At 43.6% G+C, this 16,838-nt stretch carries 22 protein-coding genes and 1 pseudogene; 21 read left to right on the top strand and 2 right to left on the bottom strand.

Translation table 11 applies throughout. From position 1 onward, the window contains the following. Window positions 1–4: 4 nt before the first annotated feature. From DWZ45_RS07815 to DWZ45_RS07800, 4 genes are all read left to right on the top strand, one after another. Window positions 5–1,027 (top strand): hypothetical protein, encoded by a 1,023-nt coding sequence (locus tag DWZ45_RS07815; protein ID WP_118468466.1) that lies wholly within the window; start codon window positions 5–7, stop codon window positions 1,025–1,027. A 362-nt stretch (window positions 1,028–1,389) separates the two neighbouring features. Beyond that, window positions 1,390–1,767, top strand: a complete 378-nt coding sequence (locus tag DWZ45_RS07810) for a TnpV protein (RefSeq protein ID WP_118468464.1) — start codon at window positions 1,390–1,392, stop codon at window positions 1,765–1,767. A gap of 47 nt (window positions 1,768–1,814) precedes the next feature. After that, entirely contained in the window at window positions 1,815–2,375 is a 561-nt protein-coding gene (locus DWZ45_RS07805; protein WP_118468462.1) for a CPBP family intramembrane glutamic endopeptidase, read from the top strand. A gap of 35 nt (window positions 2,376–2,410) precedes the next feature. Further along, window positions 2,411–3,004, top strand: a complete 594-nt coding sequence (locus tag DWZ45_RS07800) for a VanZ family protein (protein ID WP_118468460.1) — start codon at window positions 2,411–2,413, stop codon at window positions 3,002–3,004. A gap of 94 nt (window positions 3,005–3,098) precedes the next feature. Here the strand turns inward: DWZ45_RS07800 and DWZ45_RS07795 are convergent, their stop codons facing one another. Then, window positions 3,099–3,905, bottom strand: a complete 807-nt coding sequence (locus tag DWZ45_RS07795; RefSeq protein WP_118468458.1) for a helix-turn-helix transcriptional regulator — start codon at window positions 3,903–3,905, stop codon at window positions 3,099–3,101. Window positions 3,906–4,388: 483 nt separating this feature from the next. On the opposite strand from DWZ45_RS07795, the gene DWZ45_RS07785 reads away from it, so the two are divergent. From DWZ45_RS07785 to DWZ45_RS07715, 13 genes and pseudogenes are all read left to right on the top strand, one after another. Further along, a complete protein-coding gene (locus DWZ45_RS07785; RefSeq protein ID WP_002304353.1) occupies window positions 4,389–4,577 on the top strand; it encodes a hypothetical protein in 189 nt (62 codons plus the stop codon). Beyond that, a complete protein-coding gene (locus DWZ45_RS07780) occupies window positions 4,574–4,915 on the top strand; it encodes a DeoR family transcriptional regulator (RefSeq protein ID WP_005930726.1) in 342 nt (113 codons plus the stop codon). The genes DWZ45_RS07785 and DWZ45_RS07780 overlap by 4 nt, the downstream gene beginning before the upstream one ends. Beyond that, window positions 4,908–5,204 (top strand): DUF3847 domain-containing protein, encoded by a 297-nt coding sequence (locus DWZ45_RS07775; RefSeq protein WP_002594808.1) that lies wholly within the window; start codon window positions 4,908–4,910, stop codon window positions 5,202–5,204. Before DWZ45_RS07780 ends, DWZ45_RS07775 begins: the two co-directional genes overlap by 8 nt. A 301-nt stretch (window positions 5,205–5,505) precedes the next feature. After that, window positions 5,506–5,718 (top strand): DUF6199 family natural product biosynthesis protein, encoded by a 213-nt coding sequence (locus tag DWZ45_RS07770; protein WP_118468456.1) that lies wholly within the window; start codon window positions 5,506–5,508, stop codon window positions 5,716–5,718. A 254-nt stretch (window positions 5,719–5,972) separates the two neighbouring features. Further along, window positions 5,973–6,227: a CPCC family cysteine-rich protein gene (locus DWZ45_RS07760; RefSeq protein ID WP_073929945.1), complete on the top strand. Its 255-nt coding sequence runs from the start codon at window positions 5,973–5,975 to the stop codon at window positions 6,225–6,227. Window positions 6,228–6,248: 21 nt separating this feature from the next. After that, window positions 6,249–6,653: a hypothetical protein gene (locus DWZ45_RS07755; protein ID WP_118468452.1), complete on the top strand. Its 405-nt coding sequence runs from the start codon at window positions 6,249–6,251 to the stop codon at window positions 6,651–6,653. 182 nt (window positions 6,654–6,835) lie between these two features. Continuing rightward, on the top strand, window positions 6,836–8,416 hold the full coding sequence (gene mobQ, locus DWZ45_RS07750) for a MobQ family relaxase (RefSeq protein WP_118468450.1): 1,581 nt from the start codon (window positions 6,836–6,838) through the stop codon (window positions 8,414–8,416). A gap of 65 nt (window positions 8,417–8,481) precedes the next feature. Further along, window positions 8,482–9,126: a CHC2 zinc finger domain-containing protein gene (locus tag DWZ45_RS07745; protein ID WP_099323100.1), complete on the top strand. Its 645-nt coding sequence runs from the start codon at window positions 8,482–8,484 to the stop codon at window positions 9,124–9,126. Continuing rightward, on the top strand, window positions 9,095–10,432 hold the full coding sequence (locus DWZ45_RS07740; protein WP_118468448.1) for a virulence-associated E family protein: 1,338 nt from the start codon (window positions 9,095–9,097) through the stop codon (window positions 10,430–10,432). The genes DWZ45_RS07745 and DWZ45_RS07740 overlap by 32 nt, the downstream gene beginning before the upstream one ends. A gap of 241 nt (window positions 10,433–10,673) precedes the next feature. After that, window positions 10,674–10,907, top strand: a complete 234-nt coding sequence (locus DWZ45_RS07730) for an excisionase (protein WP_016218019.1) — start codon at window positions 10,674–10,676, stop codon at window positions 10,905–10,907. Window positions 10,908–11,017: 110 nt separating this feature from the next. Beyond that, on the top strand, window positions 11,018–12,217 hold the full coding sequence (locus tag DWZ45_RS07725) for a site-specific integrase (protein WP_008703747.1): 1,200 nt from the start codon (window positions 11,018–11,020) through the stop codon (window positions 12,215–12,217). Window positions 12,218–12,402: 185 nt separating this feature from the next. Continuing rightward, window positions 12,403–12,867, top strand: coding sequence for a low molecular weight protein-tyrosine-phosphatase (locus tag DWZ45_RS07720; protein ID WP_022358595.1), 465 nt, complete (start codon window positions 12,403–12,405; stop codon window positions 12,865–12,867). A 45-nt stretch (window positions 12,868–12,912) separates the two neighbouring features. Then, window positions 12,913–13,137, top strand: a pseudogene (locus DWZ45_RS07715) (SAM-dependent methyltransferase); the annotation flags it as partial. On the opposite strand, the gene DWZ45_RS07710 reads toward DWZ45_RS07715, so the two are convergent. Further along, complete coding sequence (locus DWZ45_RS07710; RefSeq protein ID WP_118468444.1) at window positions 13,134–13,400, bottom strand: phosphopantetheine-binding protein; 267 nt, start codon at window positions 13,398–13,400, stop codon at window positions 13,134–13,136. The pseudogene DWZ45_RS07715 and the gene DWZ45_RS07710 sit on opposite strands and share 4 nt — an antisense overlap. Before the next feature lie 716 nt (window positions 13,401–14,116). Here DWZ45_RS07710 and DWZ45_RS07705 point away from each other — a divergent pair. From DWZ45_RS07705 to DWZ45_RS07690, 4 genes are all read left to right on the top strand, one after another. Continuing rightward, on the top strand, window positions 14,117–15,286 hold the full coding sequence (locus DWZ45_RS07705) for an iron-containing alcohol dehydrogenase (protein WP_118468588.1): 1,170 nt from the start codon (window positions 14,117–14,119) through the stop codon (window positions 15,284–15,286). A gap of 17 nt (window positions 15,287–15,303) precedes the next feature. Next, a complete protein-coding gene (locus DWZ45_RS07700) occupies window positions 15,304–15,501 on the top strand; it encodes a tautomerase family protein (protein WP_117796107.1) in 198 nt (65 codons plus the stop codon). Between the two features lie 501 nt (window positions 15,502–16,002). Beyond that, complete coding sequence (locus DWZ45_RS07695; RefSeq protein WP_022358591.1) at window positions 16,003–16,362, top strand: metalloregulator ArsR/SmtB family transcription factor; 360 nt, start codon at window positions 16,003–16,005, stop codon at window positions 16,360–16,362. 128 nt (window positions 16,363–16,490) lie between these two features. Then, entirely contained in the window at window positions 16,491–16,709 is a 219-nt protein-coding gene (locus tag DWZ45_RS07690) for a cation transporter (RefSeq protein ID WP_022358590.1), read from the top strand. The last annotated feature ends 129 nt before the right edge of the window (window positions 16,710–16,838 follow it).

Raw genomic sequence — 16,838 nt, 5'->3', positions numbered from 1 at the left:
TCAAATGTCACTTCAAGATATTTTACCATATAGATTACCGAATCATGTAGGAAAGCGTTTGATAGATCCGCATGTGGTCATTGTAGGTGCAGGTGCATCTATTGCTGCTTGTGAGATAGATAAAAATGGAAAGAAAGTTCCATTATTAAAAAATATACACAACATTCTTGGCCTTACGGATGAATTGAAAAAATATAATTTTTCGGATGAACAGATGGAGGATTTTGAAAAATTATTTTCTGATATAAATGGAAAAACTGAGTATAGAGATTTACAGAAAAAATTAGAATATGAAGTGTGCGATTATTTTAGCAAATTGCAGATTCCAGATGAACCAACATTATATGATTATTTGATTTTGTCGTTGACTGAAAAAGATGCAATAATATCATTTAACTGGGATCCATTTTTGATGCAAGCATATAAAAGAAATATATGTGTTGGGAATTTACCTGAGTTAATATTTCCGCATGGTAATGCTGGAGTCGGTTTGTGCTATGAGTGCAAAATAAAAGGGTATGCAAATTGTCTTTGTCCGAAATGTTTTAAAGAACTTGAGCAAATGCCATTGCTATATCCTATAGGAAAGAAAGACTATAATAGCAAGCCGATAATTGTTAATGAATGGAATTTGGCGAAATCTGTGTTGTCTAGGGCGGCGGGGATTACAGTATATGGTTATGGTGCTCCTGTTACGGATGTTGAAGCGGTGGAATTGATGAAATCAGCCAATCATTTAAGCCAGATGAAAGATATTGCTCCATTTACAATTATAAATTTGGCAAAAAATGAAGGTGAGCAGAGAAAAAAATGGTCTGAATTTTATGATGTAAAAATGTTTCTGTATTGTAATAAATTTGAAGAAACAATGCTGTGGAAAAATCCTAGAGTGAGTTTGGAAGCCTTGTTTGATGCGATTCTTCAGCAACAACCAAGAAGTGAAGAAAAGTCATTTAGAGAATTTTCAACGCTAACAGAGTTACAAGAATTTGTTAAGACCATTACAGAGTTTGATATGTGTATTTAAAATCCTTAGTAGTAAGCCTACCTCGTTTTACTACTAATTTTACTACTAACAGCCCGCAACAACTTGCTCCATCTTGCCCTATTTTGCCAAGATGCCATCCCAAACACACATTCTACAAATCCCCGGAATCCCTTGCAAAACAGGGCATTCCGGGGAAAATCAAGGAGAAATAAAACAATGATAAAAGTATTATTCATCTGCCACGGCAGGATTTACCGGGCATGATGAAAAGTCTCAAATCGTCTCATAAGCCCCGTTTTTAAGCGTTTTTTGTGCTTCAGTCTCAAATTTACCAAAGATTTACCAATATTTCTGGAGAGCCAGACTTGCAAAAAAATGAGCCAGAATGAGGAGATTAAAACATGAGCGAATTGAAACCAAGAATAACGGAAAACGGAATTGATTATATCTTTGTTGGAGATTACTACATCCCAGACCTGAAACTGCCGGAAGAACACCGCCCCATTGGAAAGTATGGACGGCTGCACCGGGAATATTTAAGGGAAATCCATCCAGCCCGATTGAACACATTGACCTTGACTGGGGAGTTATGGACATATCTTTCAGACCTGAACGAACAGGCACAGGAACGGTTAGACACCATCATGGAGCAGATGAAAATTGCCGAGGGCGTAACCGAGGAATTAAAGTGTACCCGTCAAATGGAATGGGTGCGGCGGTGCAATAATATCCACAATCGGGCAGAAGAAATTGTTTTGCATGAGATAATTTATTCATAATAGTATGGTGTCAGGATTATGACAAATCAGAGGTTAAAAGGTGCGTTATGTTAAAAAGCATAGGGTTATATTTTAGAAAAATAGACTTTCTGAATTTTGCAGTTGGAGCTATAATGCCAATCATTGTATTGTTTATAGTTTATTCATCAGTCAAATCAAATATAATTCTTCAAGACACTGATTTTTTATCACTGTTGATGAATCATAAAGGGAAATTCATATTTTACTTTTTCGTGTCCTTTATTGAAGAAGTTATTTTTAGAGGAATTATTTTTGGGCTGTTGCTGCAAAAATGTAAAAATAAGTATTTGAGTTGCGTAATAGCTGCACTTATTTTTACACTACCACATATTTTTAATACCGATAATATTTCTGTTCTGGTAATGTTTATTTTTCCTTTTCTATATGGAATATTTGCTAATGAAATGTTTTACACTACAAAGAGTATTTGGATGCCCACAGGATTTCATTGGTTATGGAATTATACAATAACAAGTTTGTTTCTTGTTACAGGAACACAAAGTTTCATATATGTACATATCATAGCAGCAATGATTATAATGATACCGTTGTTTTACATTGTTATTGGGAAAACACGCGTAGAATGATTATGACAAATTAGAAGTTTTGGAGGTAGAAAAACGTGTATAGAATATATAGTGCACTTATCGAAATTGTTGCGGCAGCTGTTTTTATAATTCCTATTTGGTGCATATATAACAAGTTATGTTTTCATAGCTGGAAACGAACTATTATTTATATGGTATTTGGGTTTTATTTTACTGCAGTCTTAGCACTTGTAGGCTTTCCTAATATAGCATCTCTGAAAATTGATTTTGCAGTGAACATTATCCCGTTTTTGGATATGGTTTCGGATTTCATTAATGCTTGTTTGAATATACTTTTATTTGTTCCATTTGGTTTCTTTTTGCCGATATTGTGGGATAAATTTAGAAACATTAAAAATATTGCCTTAATGGGATTTATAGTTACAAGTTTAATTGAAATATCACAGATTTTTACTTTTAGAACGAGTGATATAAACGATATTATTACAAATACTGTTGGTACTATAATTGGATATTTTATTGTACATAGGATAACTGATAATTTTACGAAGCGAATCTTTTCAAATTCAAAAATGGGTGACTTTTACATAATATGTGTATCGGTAGCACTTATTATGTTCTTCCTTCAACCATTTATTTCATCATTGTTATGGAAAATGGTGCTGTAACTTCCAGTTTTCCACTCTGAAAACTTAACTGAATAACCCCAGCACAAACCGCTGCTACATGGAAGCCAACAAACCATGCAACAGCGGTTTTTCTTTATCGTTTTTTCCTCTGGCTGATAGGCGTTCCCATTTTCTTTGACTTTTTGAGAATCCGAATTAGCCAGCGAAATTCTTCATCTGACAGATTTTTATAGTTGATACCAAGCTGTTTGCAGTAAAGGACAACGAGCTTTTCATCCCGGCTACCCTTGAAGTTTTCGACCGCTTCCAGATTTTCTTTCAGTTCATTGGCAACGGTGGTCTGGGGTGCACTCTCACTGTCCTTTTTATGGGCTTCTCGAATATCCCGGATAATGAGATTGAGGTCATCCCGTACCATGTGACTGAAATATTCATCATCACTGATATGGGCGGCTTGCAGCACTTTCAAATGGGGGTCATCTTCGCCGGGGCGATACCGTTCAATGATTTCATGCCGGACGGTATCAACAAGTGCATTGAGGTTTTGAATCTGCATGGTGGCAATCCCGTCCACATAAATCTCAATGTCTGCAAGAAACTTGATAAAATCCTTATGTGTGGCAAGTTCACACAGCAGACGGTTGTTAATCCGACCGCTTTTCAGAAGTGCTACCATCTCATCACTCAAATGCAGCTCCCTTAATGGCGTGTTGATCTCCGCCCGGTTCTCTGTCCGGCAAAAGAGATAATCGAGGGACACCTCATAAAAATCTGCCAGCAGGATAAGGTTGCCATGATTGATTTCCTTATAGTCATCTTTTTCATAACTGCCAAGAGCCGATTTTGAAATACCCGTTTGCTCTGCCAGTTCTTCCAGTTTTAATCCTTTGTTTAATCGTAAATCTTTTAGCCGTTCCTGTATTGTAGTAGCTCCGTTCATTGAAGCAGTTCCCCCTTCTGACAACATTTATAACCGTTGAATTGATTATACCATATCAATTCCGCAATCGTGGAAATTTCTGATTTTTACCCCTAATTCCTACTTTGTGGACATACGGCATAGGGCACAAAAATGTTCTATGATACAGGTAGTTCATCGATGGATTATTCCAATCGAATGACCAGCCTGTGTGGGATATGCTTCCCCGGCGATGTAGTGCCATGACTTTTGGCAGGGATGTGGAGGAACCCTGACCGAAACGAGCATACCAAAGGGAGCGATACGCCGCTGTGAGATTCAGGGGAGGAACGACACCGGGGAGAACTGGCGAACTGACACCGAAATGATCCCGAAACACGACAATCTGATAGGGGGATAGTCTACCCTATCGCTGATACTTCGGGAGATTTTAGGCGGCTCTATGGCTGTAATTTTGCCGAAAATCGCCCCGAAACCATACACGAAAACGGAAGGAAGCGCAATATGCCGAGAATGAGCAAAAAGAGGAAGCATGAGCTTTCTTTTTACCTCAATGACCGGGGGCGTGTCACTTACAACGAATTATGCCGGAAATGCCAGCATGGGTGCAAGCAGAGCTTCCGGGCGGTTGTGATTGACTGCCCCCGTTATTTATCCAAACGAGCAAAGAAAAAGGAGGAACACACCGAATGAATTTTGAATTTATGACGATAGACACACCATTGCCGCCCTGTATGGCTTTTCCAAGAGCGTTGACAGGGTTTCCAGTCAGCAGCACCGCAAAGGTCATGTACTGCCGGATGTTGGACGCTATGCTCTCCAATGGGCAGGAGGACGAGAACGGAATCCTGTTTGTCTGCTTCCCTGTCACAGCCATTGCCGCAGTCCTGTCCCGCAGCTCTATGACGGTCAAGCGTTCTTTGAATGAACTGGAAAACGCCGGACTTATCATGCGGGTGCGTCAGGGCGTTGGAGAACCAAACAGGATTTATGTGTTGATACCGGGAAAGGAGGACGCTGCCCTTGCCTGATACCTCAAAGCTGGAAAAGCTCAACCGGGAGCTGGAGAAAAGCGAAAAGAAACTGCGGAAAGCCATCAATGATGAAAAGGCATTGCAGCACCAGTTAAAGCAGCTTACCCGAAAGGAACGGACGCACCGGCTCTGTACTCGTGGCGGTATGCTGGAAAGTTTTCTGCAAGAGCCGGAACGCCTGACAGATGATGATGTCATGCTGTTGTTGAAACTCATTTTTCACAGGCAGGACACGCAGGAACTATTGAAGAAACTGCTGGAACGGGAGAAGCCGGAAACCCCTTAGTTTACTAAGGGCGCAATTATACACCACCCAAAGGTTGGTGCATTGCGTTCTCCGAAGGCTCCTCGCCGGAGGGCTGTGATTTTCCGCAGTCATGGTCTGCTCCAAATCAAACAGGGGACGCTACGCTTCCCCTGCGCTGGCTGCCGCCAGCTACCCTTTTGTGGACTTGCCATCTGGGGACACCTTGCGCTGCAAGCTGTTCCCATCTGACAAGTTTCATAAAATACGCTATCTTTTCGATAGGTAATAAAGTATAATGAAATCAATAACAAACTGGACTTGAATAACGGGAGGGACGCCTATGTTATGGTCTATTAGTGGTGGAGTTATAATTTTTGTTTTAGGTGTGTTTATTTTTTTAAAGCCAGATTTAGTGTGGAAATTAACAGAAGCATGGAAATCTTATCGTGCAGATGAGCCATCTGAGTTATATCTGAAAACCACAAAAATTGGCGGTATTTTATTTGCTCTATCAGGAATTGTTATGATAATACTACCCTTTATTTTGAAATAATAACTTTCAGATTGCATGACGAGCGACAAATCAATTTTAGGAGGGATATAGATGCCGGTTATCGAGATTATAACGATTGTATTTGCAGCGATTACAATTTATTTGTGTTATGACGAATATAAAAAAGGAAAAATGAGTTTGAGGAATTTCAAAATAGTTTCTATATGCGAAAGTCTTGCGATTTTAGGAATGATATTTTTGATAATTTGCTGTTATTCAAATATGAAATTATAATGGGGAGCTAAAAATACGAAATGATGAAATATCAATGTCCTTGCTGCGGATATTTTACCTATAATGTTCCGGCAAATGAAGATTGTGGGTATATCTGTCCCGTTTGTTTTTGGGAGAATGACCCGTTCATTGCTTCTGATAACGAACCAAGTGACTCTAATCATGGAATAACGCTAAAAGAAGCGAAATCCAATTTCTCAAAATTTGGTGCTTGTGAAAAAGAAATGTTATGTTATGTCCGACCACCAAGAGATGATGAAAAAGAAATTTCATAGTAGTGTGTAAAGGAGAATCAAATGAAGCATAAAAAGTTTTTGTTAATTGCACTGATATGTTTAATCGGTATAGGTATTAGCTTTCTTTTGTTTTCTGCTCATAGACCATTCAAAGATTTAGAGGCAGCAGATATTACTTCGGCAAGTGTTCGGTTATCGCCACCTGATACAACAATTCAGATAGTAGAAACAGAGGAATTAGTATCATATCTCAATGAGGTAGTTATTTACAATAAGGACAACTCATATACAGAATATGCCGGACAAGCAGTTATTTTCACTCTGTCTTTGGCAGATGGTTCTCAAGTGGAGATTATAGCATACAATCCATTTATTATAATTGACGGTATTGGTTATAAATGCAAATATGAACCTTGTGAAGTTCTTAATCATTATGCTAATGAGCTAATGACAAGAGAACCATAATTTTTAAGTGTACCATCTACCCATCGGGTCAACTTGTCCCGAACTTTTACAACTAAATATCCGCCGCCAACACAGCGGCGCACCGAGCAGGAAATCTGAAAAAGGTCTCCTGCTTTTTTTCTGCCAAAATGAGGTGGTAAAACGCCACCCCATCCACCAATTACCGAAAGGAGGGACACGAAATGCCCTGCCCACACAACGAAATCACGATTGTTCAGCGCAGCCAGCGACAGTCTGCGGTTGCCGCCGCTGCTTACCAAAGCGGCGAAAAGCTGTTCTGTGAATACGACCAGCAAGTGAAGCACTACCCGGAAAAGCGTGGTATTGTCCACAATGAAATTCTGCTCCCGGAAAACGCCCCACGGTCGTATGTAGACCGCAATACCTTATGGAACGCCGCCGAAGCGGTGGAAAAACAATGGAACTCCCAGCTTGCAAGGCGGTGGGTGCTTACCATCCCCAGAGAGATACCGCCCGACCAATATGCTGTCCTTGTCCGGGAGTTTTGTGAACAGCAGTTTGTTTCCAAAGGGATGATTGTTGACTTTGCCATCCATGACCCCCACCCGCCGGGACACAATCCCCACGCCCATGTCCTGCTGACTATGCGGGCAATGGACGAGCATGGGAAATGGCTTCCCAAGAGCCGCAAGGTTTATGACCTTGACGAGAATGGGGAACGGATAAAGCTGCCATCCGGCAGGTGGAAAAGCCACAAGGAGGATACGGTGGACTGGAACGACCAGAAGTATTGTGAAATCTGGCGGCATGAATGGGAGGTCATCCAGAACCGCTATCTGGAAGCCAATGACCGCCCGGAGCGTGTGGACTTGCGTTCCTATGCCAGACAGGGGCTTGATATTATCCCTACTGTCCATGAGGGAGTTGCTGTCCGGCAGATGGAAAAGCGAGGTATCCAGACGAATATCGGCAACCTGAACAGGGAAATCAGAGCCGCCAACAATCTGATGAAGTCCATCCGGCAGCTTATCCAAAACCTCAAAGGCTGGATTACCGAGCTGGGCGAAAAACGGAAAGAGCTGCTTGCACAAAAGGCAGCGGAGGAAGCAACACTTCTTCCCAATCTGCTGATGAAGTATATGGAGATACGAAAGGAAGAACGGAAGGACTGGACAAGGGCTGGACAGAACCGGGGGACTTCACAGGACTTAAAGGCAGTCAGCGAAGCCCTGTCCTATCTCCGTCAAAAGGGGCTTTCTACTGTGGAGGACTTAGAAGTATTTCTGGAATCTTCCGGGAAATCAGCCGCAGATTACCGCAGTCAGATGAAGCCAAAGGAAGCCCGCAGCAAAGTGATTGACGGGATTCTTGCCAGCCGGACAGACTGCAAGGAATGTAAGCCTGTCTATGAGAAGTACCAGAAGATATTTTTCAAGAAAACAAAGGAGAAATTCAAACAGGAACACCCGGAGGTCGCCCGGTATGCGAAAGCCGCCGCCTACCTTGCCAAGCACCCGGACGATAAGGACAGCACCCAAAAGGAACTGCAACAGGAGCAGGAAAAACTTCTCAGCGAAATCGCAGAGCTGAAAGTACCGCTGACAGAGGTGCAGGAGGATTTGAAGAAGCTGCGGGATATCCGCTACTGGGTACAGAAAGCCACCCCCGGCACAGAAGAAAGCAAAGAGCCGCCCAAGAAACAGCCTATCAAAGAAGTCTTGCAGGATAAGGCTGACGAGAAAAAAGCACAAAGAACTGCCCCGGTGCAGACAAAACACAAACAACAGGATATGGAACTTTAACAGGCACTTGCCATTTTCAGATTGAGAATGTCAGGTGCTTTTCTTTTTTTCAAGGAGGGATAGCTTTGAATGTATTTGAAGCTGTGAAGCAGTCCGTCACAACAAGACAGGCTGCGGAGCATTATGGAATCCGTGTAGGCCGGAACGGGATGGCTTGTTGCCCGTTCCATAACGATAAAACCCCAAGCATGAAGCTGGATCGGCGTTACCACTGCTTCGGCTGCGGTGCGGATGGGGATGTGATTGATTTTGCCGCCGCCCTGTATGGGCTGGGAAAGAAAGAAGCCGCCGTACAGCTGGCACAGGACTTCGGGCTTTCCTATGAGGACTGGAAACCGCCGGGGAAGGTAAAAAAGCCCAAGCCCCGGCAGAAATCCCAGGAGGAACAGTTTCAGGAAGCAAAGAGCCGCTGCTTCCGTATTCTTGCCGATTATCTTCACTTGCTTCGGGCATGGAGAAAGGATTATGCCCCGCACTCCCCGGAGGAAGCCTTTCATCCACGGTTTGTGGAAGCCTTACAGAAGCAAGACCAAGTGGAATATCTGCTGGATGTGCTGCTCTTTGGGGAGACAGAGGAAAAAGCAGCTTTGATTACGGACTACGGAAAGGATGTGATACAGCTTGAAAAGCGAATGGCAGAGCTTGCCGCCGCAAACGCAGCAAGAACTAAAAAACACCATGAACGCCATGCAGCCGCCCCAGAGCATTGAGGAAATCAAGGCGGGGCTGGAAACTACCGAGAAAGGCGGTGTCCGTCAGAGCATACGGAACTGCCTGACCGTATTCCAGCGTGACCCGCTGCTTTCCGGGGCTATCGCATACAACATCCTGACCGACCGCAAGGACATCATAAAGCCCATCGGCTTCCACAGGGAAAGCACCGCCCTGAACGATACGGACATGAAGTATCTGCTTCTCTATCTGGAAGAAACCTACGGGCTTACCAATGAGAAGAAGATTGATAACGCCATCGGGATTGTGGCGAATGAAAACAAGTACCATCCCATCCGGGACTACCTAAGTGCCCTTGTGTGGGACGGGACAGAACGAATCCGTTTCTGTCTGCGGCACTTTCTGGGGGCTGACGCAGACGATTACACCTATGAAGCGTTGAAGCTGTTCCTGCTGGGTGCAATCTCACGAGCCTTTCAGCCAGGGTGCAAATTTGAAATCATGCTCTGTCTGGTAGGCGGTCAGGGGGCTGGCAAGTCCACCTTCTTCCGTCTGCTGGCAGTCCGGGACGAGTGGTTCTCCGATGATTTGCGGAAGCTGGACGATGACAATGTGTACCGCAAGCTGCAAGGTCACTGGATTATCGAAATGTCGGAAATGATGGCAACCGCAAACGCCAAGAGCATCGAAGAAATCAAGTCATTTTTAAGCCGGCAGAAGGAGGTCTACAAGATACCCTATGAAACCCACCCGGCAGACCGCCCCCGCCAGTGCGTGTTTGGCGGCACTTCCAATGCTCTTGACTTCCTGCCCCTTGACCGTTCCGGCAATCGCCGCTTTATCCCCGTCATGGTGTACCCGGAACAAGCCGAGGTTCACATTTTGGAGGATGAAGCTGCTTCCAGAGCCTATATCGAGCAGATGTGGGCAGAAGCTATGGAGATTTACCGAAGCGGCAGGTTCAAGCTGGCTTTCAGCCCCGCCATGCAGCGGTATCTCAAAGAACACCAGCGGGATTTTATGCCGGAGGACACCAAAGCCGGAATGATACAGGCGTATCTTGATAGGTACACCGGGAGCATGGTCTGCTCCAAGCAGCTCTACAAGGAAGCTTTGAACCATGCCTTTGACGAGCCGAAGCAATGGGAAATCCGGGAAATCAACGAGATTATGAACCAATGCATTGACCGCTGGCGGTACTTCCCGAATCCAAGAATGTTTTCCGAGTATGGCAGACAAAAGGGCTGGGAGCGTGAAAACCCGGCAACGGACTCCGGCAACCCGTCTGAAAAAACGATGGACGGTTTTGTGGAGGTCACAGAACAGATGGAGCTTCCATTCTGAAAATGACAGCCCGTTGCACCCCCTGTTGCTATCCCGTTGACGAGCCGGTTGCCGGGGAAAATCCCGAAACTATCGGCTTTTCTCCCCTATGACAACCAAAACAACAGAAAAATAAAAGAAAAATATAAATAGTAACCATCGCCAGATTGAGATTGTTTGCAAGGTCTTTTGAAGCCCGTTGCCGGACTTCGTTGCCGACACCCTCTGTCTGGCTATTTTCATGCATGGAGGATAACTGCCTATGGCGAATAATAAGATGAATATTGAAGGAAAAAATTACTCGGATATTCCGGTGTGGCGTAGATATACGCTTACCATTGAGGAAGCAGCCAGATATTATCATATCGGCGAAGGAAAATTGAGAACGCTTATTGACACACATCCCAATGAGGATTTTTATGTGATGAACGGCAATCGTGCCCTCATTAAGCGTGAGAAATTTGAGAGGTATCTGGATCAGGCTACTGCTGTGTAAACAGAGCTGACAGATTTACCGATTTCACATGATATAACTATGCGGAGAGCTGGATTTGTGCTATGATAAGAGCGCAAGTCTGGCTCTCTTTTTTGAAAGGAGAGTTCACGATGAGTGAGAAAAGACGAGATAACCGTAATCGGATTTTGCGAGAGGGCGAGTACCAGCGTAAAGATGGGAGGTATCGGTTCCGCTATATTGATGAGGACGGAAAAGAGAAAAATGTATACAGTTGGCGTTTAGACAAGAATGACCCAATGCCAAAGGGGAAGAAGCGGGAGCCTTCCCTGCGTGAGAAAGAAAAACAGATTGAAGCGGATTTGTTTGACCGTATCGTAACCAACGGTGGCAACTATACTGTTTTGGAACTGGTAGAAAAGTATGTTTCATTGAAAACAGGAGTTCGTCACAATACGGTTGCCGGATATAAAACGGTCATCAATATGCTGAAAAAAGAGAGTTTTGGGAATCTGCGAATTGATAAGGTGCGTTTGTCAGACGCCAAGGCATGGTTGATTAAGCTCCAACAAATTGATGGGCGGGGATATAGTTCCATTCATTCTATCAGGGGAGTTCTCAGACCGGCATTTCAGATGGCGGTAGATGATGATTTGCTTCGTAAAAATCCATTTGAATTTGAGCTTGCCTCCGTCATTGTCAATGATTCTGTTACCAGAGAAGCGATCACCCGAAAGCAGCAGAGAGATTTGTTGAAGTTTATTCAGGAAGATAAACATTTCAGCAGATACTATGATGCAATCTATATTCTTTTTCACACAGGGCTTCGTATCTCAGAGTTCTGTGGATTGACGGTTTCAGAAATCGAGTTTGGAGAAATGCGTATTAAGGTAGACCATCAGTTACAGCGTACTGCACAGATGCAGTATGTAATTGAAGAGCCAAAAACTGACAAAGGCATCCGCTATGTGCCGATGACGGAAGCTGTCGCAGCGTGTTTTCGCAGAATCATTGCCAACCGCAAGACACCAAAAGTTGAACCGATGGTGGAAGGATATGCAGGATTTTTGTTTCTGGATAAAAACGATATGCCGATGGTTGCCCTTCACTGGGAAAAGTATCTGGAGCATATCATTCAGAAATACAACAGGATTTACCGTATCCAGATGCCGAAAGTTACCCCTCATGTATGTAGGCACACCTTTTGCTCTAATATGGCAAAATCCGGGATGAATCCGAAAACCTTGCAGTATATCATGGGTCACGCAGACATCAGTGTAACCTTGAACACTTACACCCATGTGAATTTTGATGATGCAAAGGAAGAAGTGTATCGGATAGCGAATAGTTAAAAAAGCCCGTTGGTAAGGACGCTTGCTTTACCAACGGATTTACCAAGATTGCAGGGAAAAACATAAGAAAATACGAGAAGATTTGAGAAGATACCTTGAAAAGAAAGGACAACTCAAAAGTCGGAAAACCCTGAAATATCAAGCGTTTGGGAAGAAATACAAGACTTAAATGGAGATATGAAAAGATGATTAAAGTACTATTTATTTGCCACGGCAACATCTGCCGTTCCACCCTAGCCCAAAGTGTCTTCACCCACAAAGTCGCATCCCAAGGGCTTTCCGCCCACTTCCTTATCGACAGCGCCGCCACAAGCACCGAAGAAATCGGCAATCCACCGCACCGGGGGACGGTGAATAAGCTGAGGAAGGTTGGAATTCCTCTGGTGCCGCACCGGGCGCGGCAGGTGACGTGGGCGGATTATGAGAAATTTGATTATATCATAGGTATGGACAGTGCCAATATCCGAAATTTAAACCGAATGCTGAAAGGCGATCCGGAGGGGAAAATATATAAATTCCTCACATTTGCAGGTTCAGACCGTGACATCGCGGATCCGTGGTATACGGGTGATTTTGACGCGACGTATGAAGATGTTCTGGAGGGCTGTGTGGGTTTTCTGGCATATCTGAAAGAACAGGGACAGATATAACCAAAAGTTTGATGAGTATCCATTTCAGGTTAAGATGGAAGGAACGGACTGTTTCTGTTGCAATTTATCAGTGTGCTGGAGGAACATCCGGGCGATTCGTGGATTAAAAAATATATTTTCCCGGGCGTAATGGTTCTAAGTCTCTGGGAAATGATTTCTTGTGGTTCAGCAGATGGATTTTATATCCTGGATGTGGAAAATCTGCGTCTGCACCAGATTTTATTTACAAAAGGAATTGATAATGACTTGCCGATGACACGCTGGTATTAATAAGGGGAGTGCTTTTTTATTTCCAGCTGAATCCGTTCGCAGAGATCCTTGACCGTGACAAGCTCGATAAAATCCGTTTCCGGAATATCGATCTCGAAGCAGTCTTCGATCTCTGTGATAAAGTATACGATCAAAAATGAATCCAGCCCCAGATCGTCGATCAGGCGGTCATCCGGTGTCAGCGGGCGGGTGATTTCTACGTATTCTGATAGAATGTCTTTTATTTCAACCAGGATTTCTTCCTGCGTCAGTTCGTGTTTCATGAGAAGTTCCTCCTAATATATGTGATTCATGCAGCTATTTTTATTGTAAATTTAATATAGAATCTGTGTTTGTGAGATGATTCTATCTGTGTGTTTATTTTATCATGAAACTGCCCGCTTGAGTAGATATATCCCTTAAAATAGGAGGAGCCGACAGGAACGGACTCCTGTCGGCGTAGGTATGAAAAAGTATATTATGAAAGGTCTTTTGCCTTTACGCGTATTACTATATCGAAAAAATGTGATAAAAGTATGTTCGGAATGTGAAGAAATCATAAATTTCGGAAAATATTTTGGAAGTGGATGGGGGAATAAAAATGACACGCAGATATAAGTTTGTGCAATTTTATTCATAAAAATGAAAATATATGCGTGAAATTTTTGAAACAGATAGAATGTAAAAAGGTAATATGATATAATGAGCGCAAGTGAGCCAGAGAGCTGCTTGCAGATTTATGGCGAACGGCGAATGGCGATCACGATAGCTGCGTCAGCAGCGGTAAGCATCGAAGATGCGAATCGTGATATAATATGAACACTTACAGAGAACTTGTCAAATCTAGTGTGAATTATAGCTGAACATTTGATGAATCTGAGATAAAGGAGAAAAATAATCAAAATAAAGATTCAAAAAAACATATCTACAAAGAAGAAGATAGAACATCAGGCGGATGCAAAAGCATTTGCCGGAACGGGTTCAGAAAGGACAGGGAACGATGCGGGCGTTTACATTTGAAAATGCGACAAAGATTTATTTTGGCGGAGGTTGTGTGAAAGAGCACCTGCTGGAGGCGGTGAAGCCGTATGGGGAAACGGTGATGCTGGCATATGGCGGCGGCTCGATCAAGACGAATGGCATTTATCAGGAAGTGATGGATGTCTTAAAGCTGGCTGGAAAACAGGTGATAGAATTTTCAGGCATCATGCCGAATCCGACCTACAGCAAGGTGATGGAAGGGAAAAAAGTCGTACAGGAAAATCAGGTAGATCTGATTCTGGCAGTGGGCGGCGGTTCGGTCATGGACTGCAGCAAGGCGATCTCAATGGCGGCTGCGACGGACAAGGATGTCTGGGAGGAATACTGGATCAAAAAGGGCGAGATTGATTTTGAGCCGGTTCCGGTGGGCGTGATTGTGACCGTGGTCGGCACTGGAAGCGAGGTCAACGGCGAGGGTGTAATCACCCATGAGGAACAGAAAATTAAAACGAGCCGGAATTATCCGCGCTGCAATCCGGTGTTTGCGATGATGGACCCGAAATATACACACACGGTTTCTCCACTCCAGACGGCAGCGGGCGGTTTTGATATGCTCAGCCATGTGATGGAGACATATTTCAGTGCACCGGATGAGGATAATCTTTCGGATGCGATCTCGGAGGCGTTGATGCGGAGTATTATTGAGAACCTGCCGGTGGCGATCCGGGAACCGGAAAATTATGAGGCGCGCAGCAACCTGATGTGGGCGTCCACGATGGCGGAGATTGGCATTATCAAATTAGGAAAACAGTGTGATTTTGAGGCGCATATGATTGAACATCAGATGGGGGCTTACACGGACTGCAACCACGGCATGGGACTTGGCGTGATCCATCCGGCGTATTATCGTCGAATTTGCCGGGACGGCATCAAGAAATTTGTGAAATTTGCCGTAAATGTCTGGGGAATGTCACCAGATGGCGGCGATGAGGAAGAACTGGCATTTGGCGGAATTGACGCATTGCAGGCGTTTATTCATGAGATTGGTTTGCCGGGGACGCTGCGGGAACTGGGAATCACAGATCAGAGCCTGCTGAAAACGATTGCTGATTCATGTATCCGCAATGACGGCGGGTATCGGCAGCTGACGCACGCGGAAATCTTGGATATTTTGGAAGAGTGCTATTAGTACAAAGGAGGAAAATCATGCCACACATTGCAATATCTATGTACCCGGGACGGAGCCGGGAAGAGAAGGCAGCGCTGGCTGAGAAGGTCAGAACGCTGGTATCAGAAGAATTAAAGAAGGATCCGAAGGTTGTGACGGTATCGGTTCATGATGTACCGGCTGAGAAATGGCAGGAACATTTGGATGCGATTCCGGGCGAGGAGAGATTCTATTAGAAGTCTAAGTCGGGGTTGCAGAAAGAGGCAAAAGATCATCAGACGATGGATAATATACCAATGGATAATATAGCTCAAGCAGTGTCGAAAAAATAAACTGCAAAAGATATATAATAATGAATAAAAAAGAACGGACTGTTCATAAATAGACAAAAAAGCATAGGATGTAGAGAATAGATATTTGAACTGTGCCGGTTTACAGAGTATCATCTGTAAACCGGGCAGAAAGAAGCACATTTACGCGCATTACTTAGTGGATTTTGTCTGTATGAACAGTCTTTTTTGCAGCATTTTATAATTGAGAAAATATTTCATTTACTCCTTTTAAATTCCCACAAATATTTCTTGACATTTCCCAGTTACATTCATATAATGAACATATGAACAATGATTCATATAAATAAAAATATTTCAAAGAAATCTTGATAAAATCCTGCAAACTGCTTTCACGAAAGAAGCAGTTTGCAGGGCAGAAACGCGTAGCATGAAGGGAGAAATCGGATGGCAATTCATGATGTAGAGTGCTGTGAGGAGTGTGCTGTTCACGATGAGGTTGTGCAGTCGGTCCGGGGAATGCTGCCGGATGACGATGATTTGTATGATCTGGCGGAGCTGTTTAAGGTATTTGGTGATTCGACGCGGATCCGGATTTTGTTTGTGCTGTTTGAGTCGGAGATGTGTGTCTGCGACATTGCACAGCTGCTTAATATGACGCAGTCGGCGATTTCGCATCAGCTTCGGATTCTCAAGCAGTCGCAGCTTGTCAAGAGCCGCCGGGACGGAAAGTCGGTGTTCTATTCGCTGGCAGACGACCACGTTTACCGGATTATCAACCAGGGCTTTGAGCATATTAAAGAATAGCAAGTTCCTTGAATGATGATAATGGATTGAATGAATGTGAAAGCGGTGCTATCTGTAAAGAAAAAAATTGCAGGTCTCGGAAAGCAAACATTAAAAATTTATAACTCAATAAAAAGAGGAGGATTATCATGAAGAAGAAATTTAAATTAACTGATCTGGATTGTGCAAACTGTGCAGCAAAGATGGAGGATGCGATCAAGAAGCTGGATGGAGTCAATGATGCGAGTGTCAGCTTTATGATGCAGAAAATGACGATCGATGCGGATGACGCACGTTTCGACGAGATCATGAAAGAGGTTGTAGAAGTGTGCAAGAAGGTGGAACCGGACTGCATTATTAATATGTAAAATTGGAAAAGGCATAATCGGATCAAAAGCTGCTTTTTAAAAGAATAAAATCAGATTGTGTAATGCACAGAAGGGCAAAGTAAAAAGATATAGGCAAATGAGCTGTGCCGGCACATTTTCCTATATCTT

Source organism: Clostridium sp. AF32-7AC, assembly GCF_003477925.1.
Classification (GTDB): Bacteria; Bacillota; Clostridia; order Lachnospirales; family Lachnospiraceae; genus Otoolea; species Otoolea fessa.
The sequence above is the reverse complement of the archived record's forward strand: the minus strand, read 5'-3'. Positions and strand labels throughout refer to the sequence as shown.

Coding starts and splice junctions, on each gene's coding strand:
- DWZ45_RS07815 (WP_118468466.1), top strand. CDS start 5: ATGTCACTTCAAGATATTTTACCATATAGATTACCGAATCATGTAGGA.
- DWZ45_RS07810 (WP_118468464.1), top strand. CDS start 1,390: ATGAGCGAATTGAAACCAAGAATAACGGAAAACGGAATTGATTATATC.
- DWZ45_RS07805 (WP_118468462.1), top strand. CDS start 1,815: ATGTTAAAAAGCATAGGGTTATATTTTAGAAAAATAGACTTTCTGAAT.
- DWZ45_RS07795 (WP_118468458.1), bottom strand. CDS start 3,905: ATGAACGGAGCTACTACAATACAGGAACGGCTAAAAGATTTACGATTA.
- DWZ45_RS07785 (WP_002304353.1), top strand. CDS start 4,389: ATGCCGAGAATGAGCAAAAAGAGGAAGCATGAGCTTTCTTTTTACCTC.
- DWZ45_RS07780 (WP_005930726.1), top strand. CDS start 4,574: ATGAATTTTGAATTTATGACGATAGACACACCATTGCCGCCCTGTATG.
- DWZ45_RS07770 (WP_118468456.1), top strand. CDS start 5,506: ATGTTATGGTCTATTAGTGGTGGAGTTATAATTTTTGTTTTAGGTGTG.
- DWZ45_RS07760 (WP_073929945.1), top strand. CDS start 5,973: ATGATGAAATATCAATGTCCTTGCTGCGGATATTTTACCTATAATGTT.
- DWZ45_RS07755 (WP_118468452.1), top strand. CDS start 6,249: ATGAAGCATAAAAAGTTTTTGTTAATTGCACTGATATGTTTAATCGGT.
- mobQ (WP_118468450.1), top strand. CDS start 6,836: ATGCCCTGCCCACACAACGAAATCACGATTGTTCAGCGCAGCCAGCGA.
- DWZ45_RS07740 (WP_118468448.1), top strand. CDS start 9,095: ATGAACGCCATGCAGCCGCCCCAGAGCATTGAGGAAATCAAGGCGGGG.
- DWZ45_RS07730 (WP_016218019.1), top strand. CDS start 10,674: ATGGCGAATAATAAGATGAATATTGAAGGAAAAAATTACTCGGATATT.
- DWZ45_RS07725 (WP_008703747.1), top strand. CDS start 11,018: ATGAGTGAGAAAAGACGAGATAACCGTAATCGGATTTTGCGAGAGGGC.
- DWZ45_RS07720 (WP_022358595.1), top strand. CDS start 12,403: ATGATTAAAGTACTATTTATTTGCCACGGCAACATCTGCCGTTCCACC.
- DWZ45_RS07710 (WP_118468444.1), bottom strand. CDS start 13,400: ATGAAACACGAACTGACGCAGGAAGAAATCCTGGTTGAAATAAAAGAC.
- DWZ45_RS07705 (WP_118468588.1), top strand. CDS start 14,117: ATGCGGGCGTTTACATTTGAAAATGCGACAAAGATTTATTTTGGCGGA.
- DWZ45_RS07700 (WP_117796107.1), top strand. CDS start 15,304: ATGCCACACATTGCAATATCTATGTACCCGGGACGGAGCCGGGAAGAG.
- DWZ45_RS07695 (WP_022358591.1), top strand. CDS start 16,003: ATGGCAATTCATGATGTAGAGTGCTGTGAGGAGTGTGCTGTTCACGAT.
- DWZ45_RS07690 (WP_022358590.1), top strand. CDS start 16,491: ATGAAGAAGAAATTTAAATTAACTGATCTGGATTGTGCAAACTGTGCA.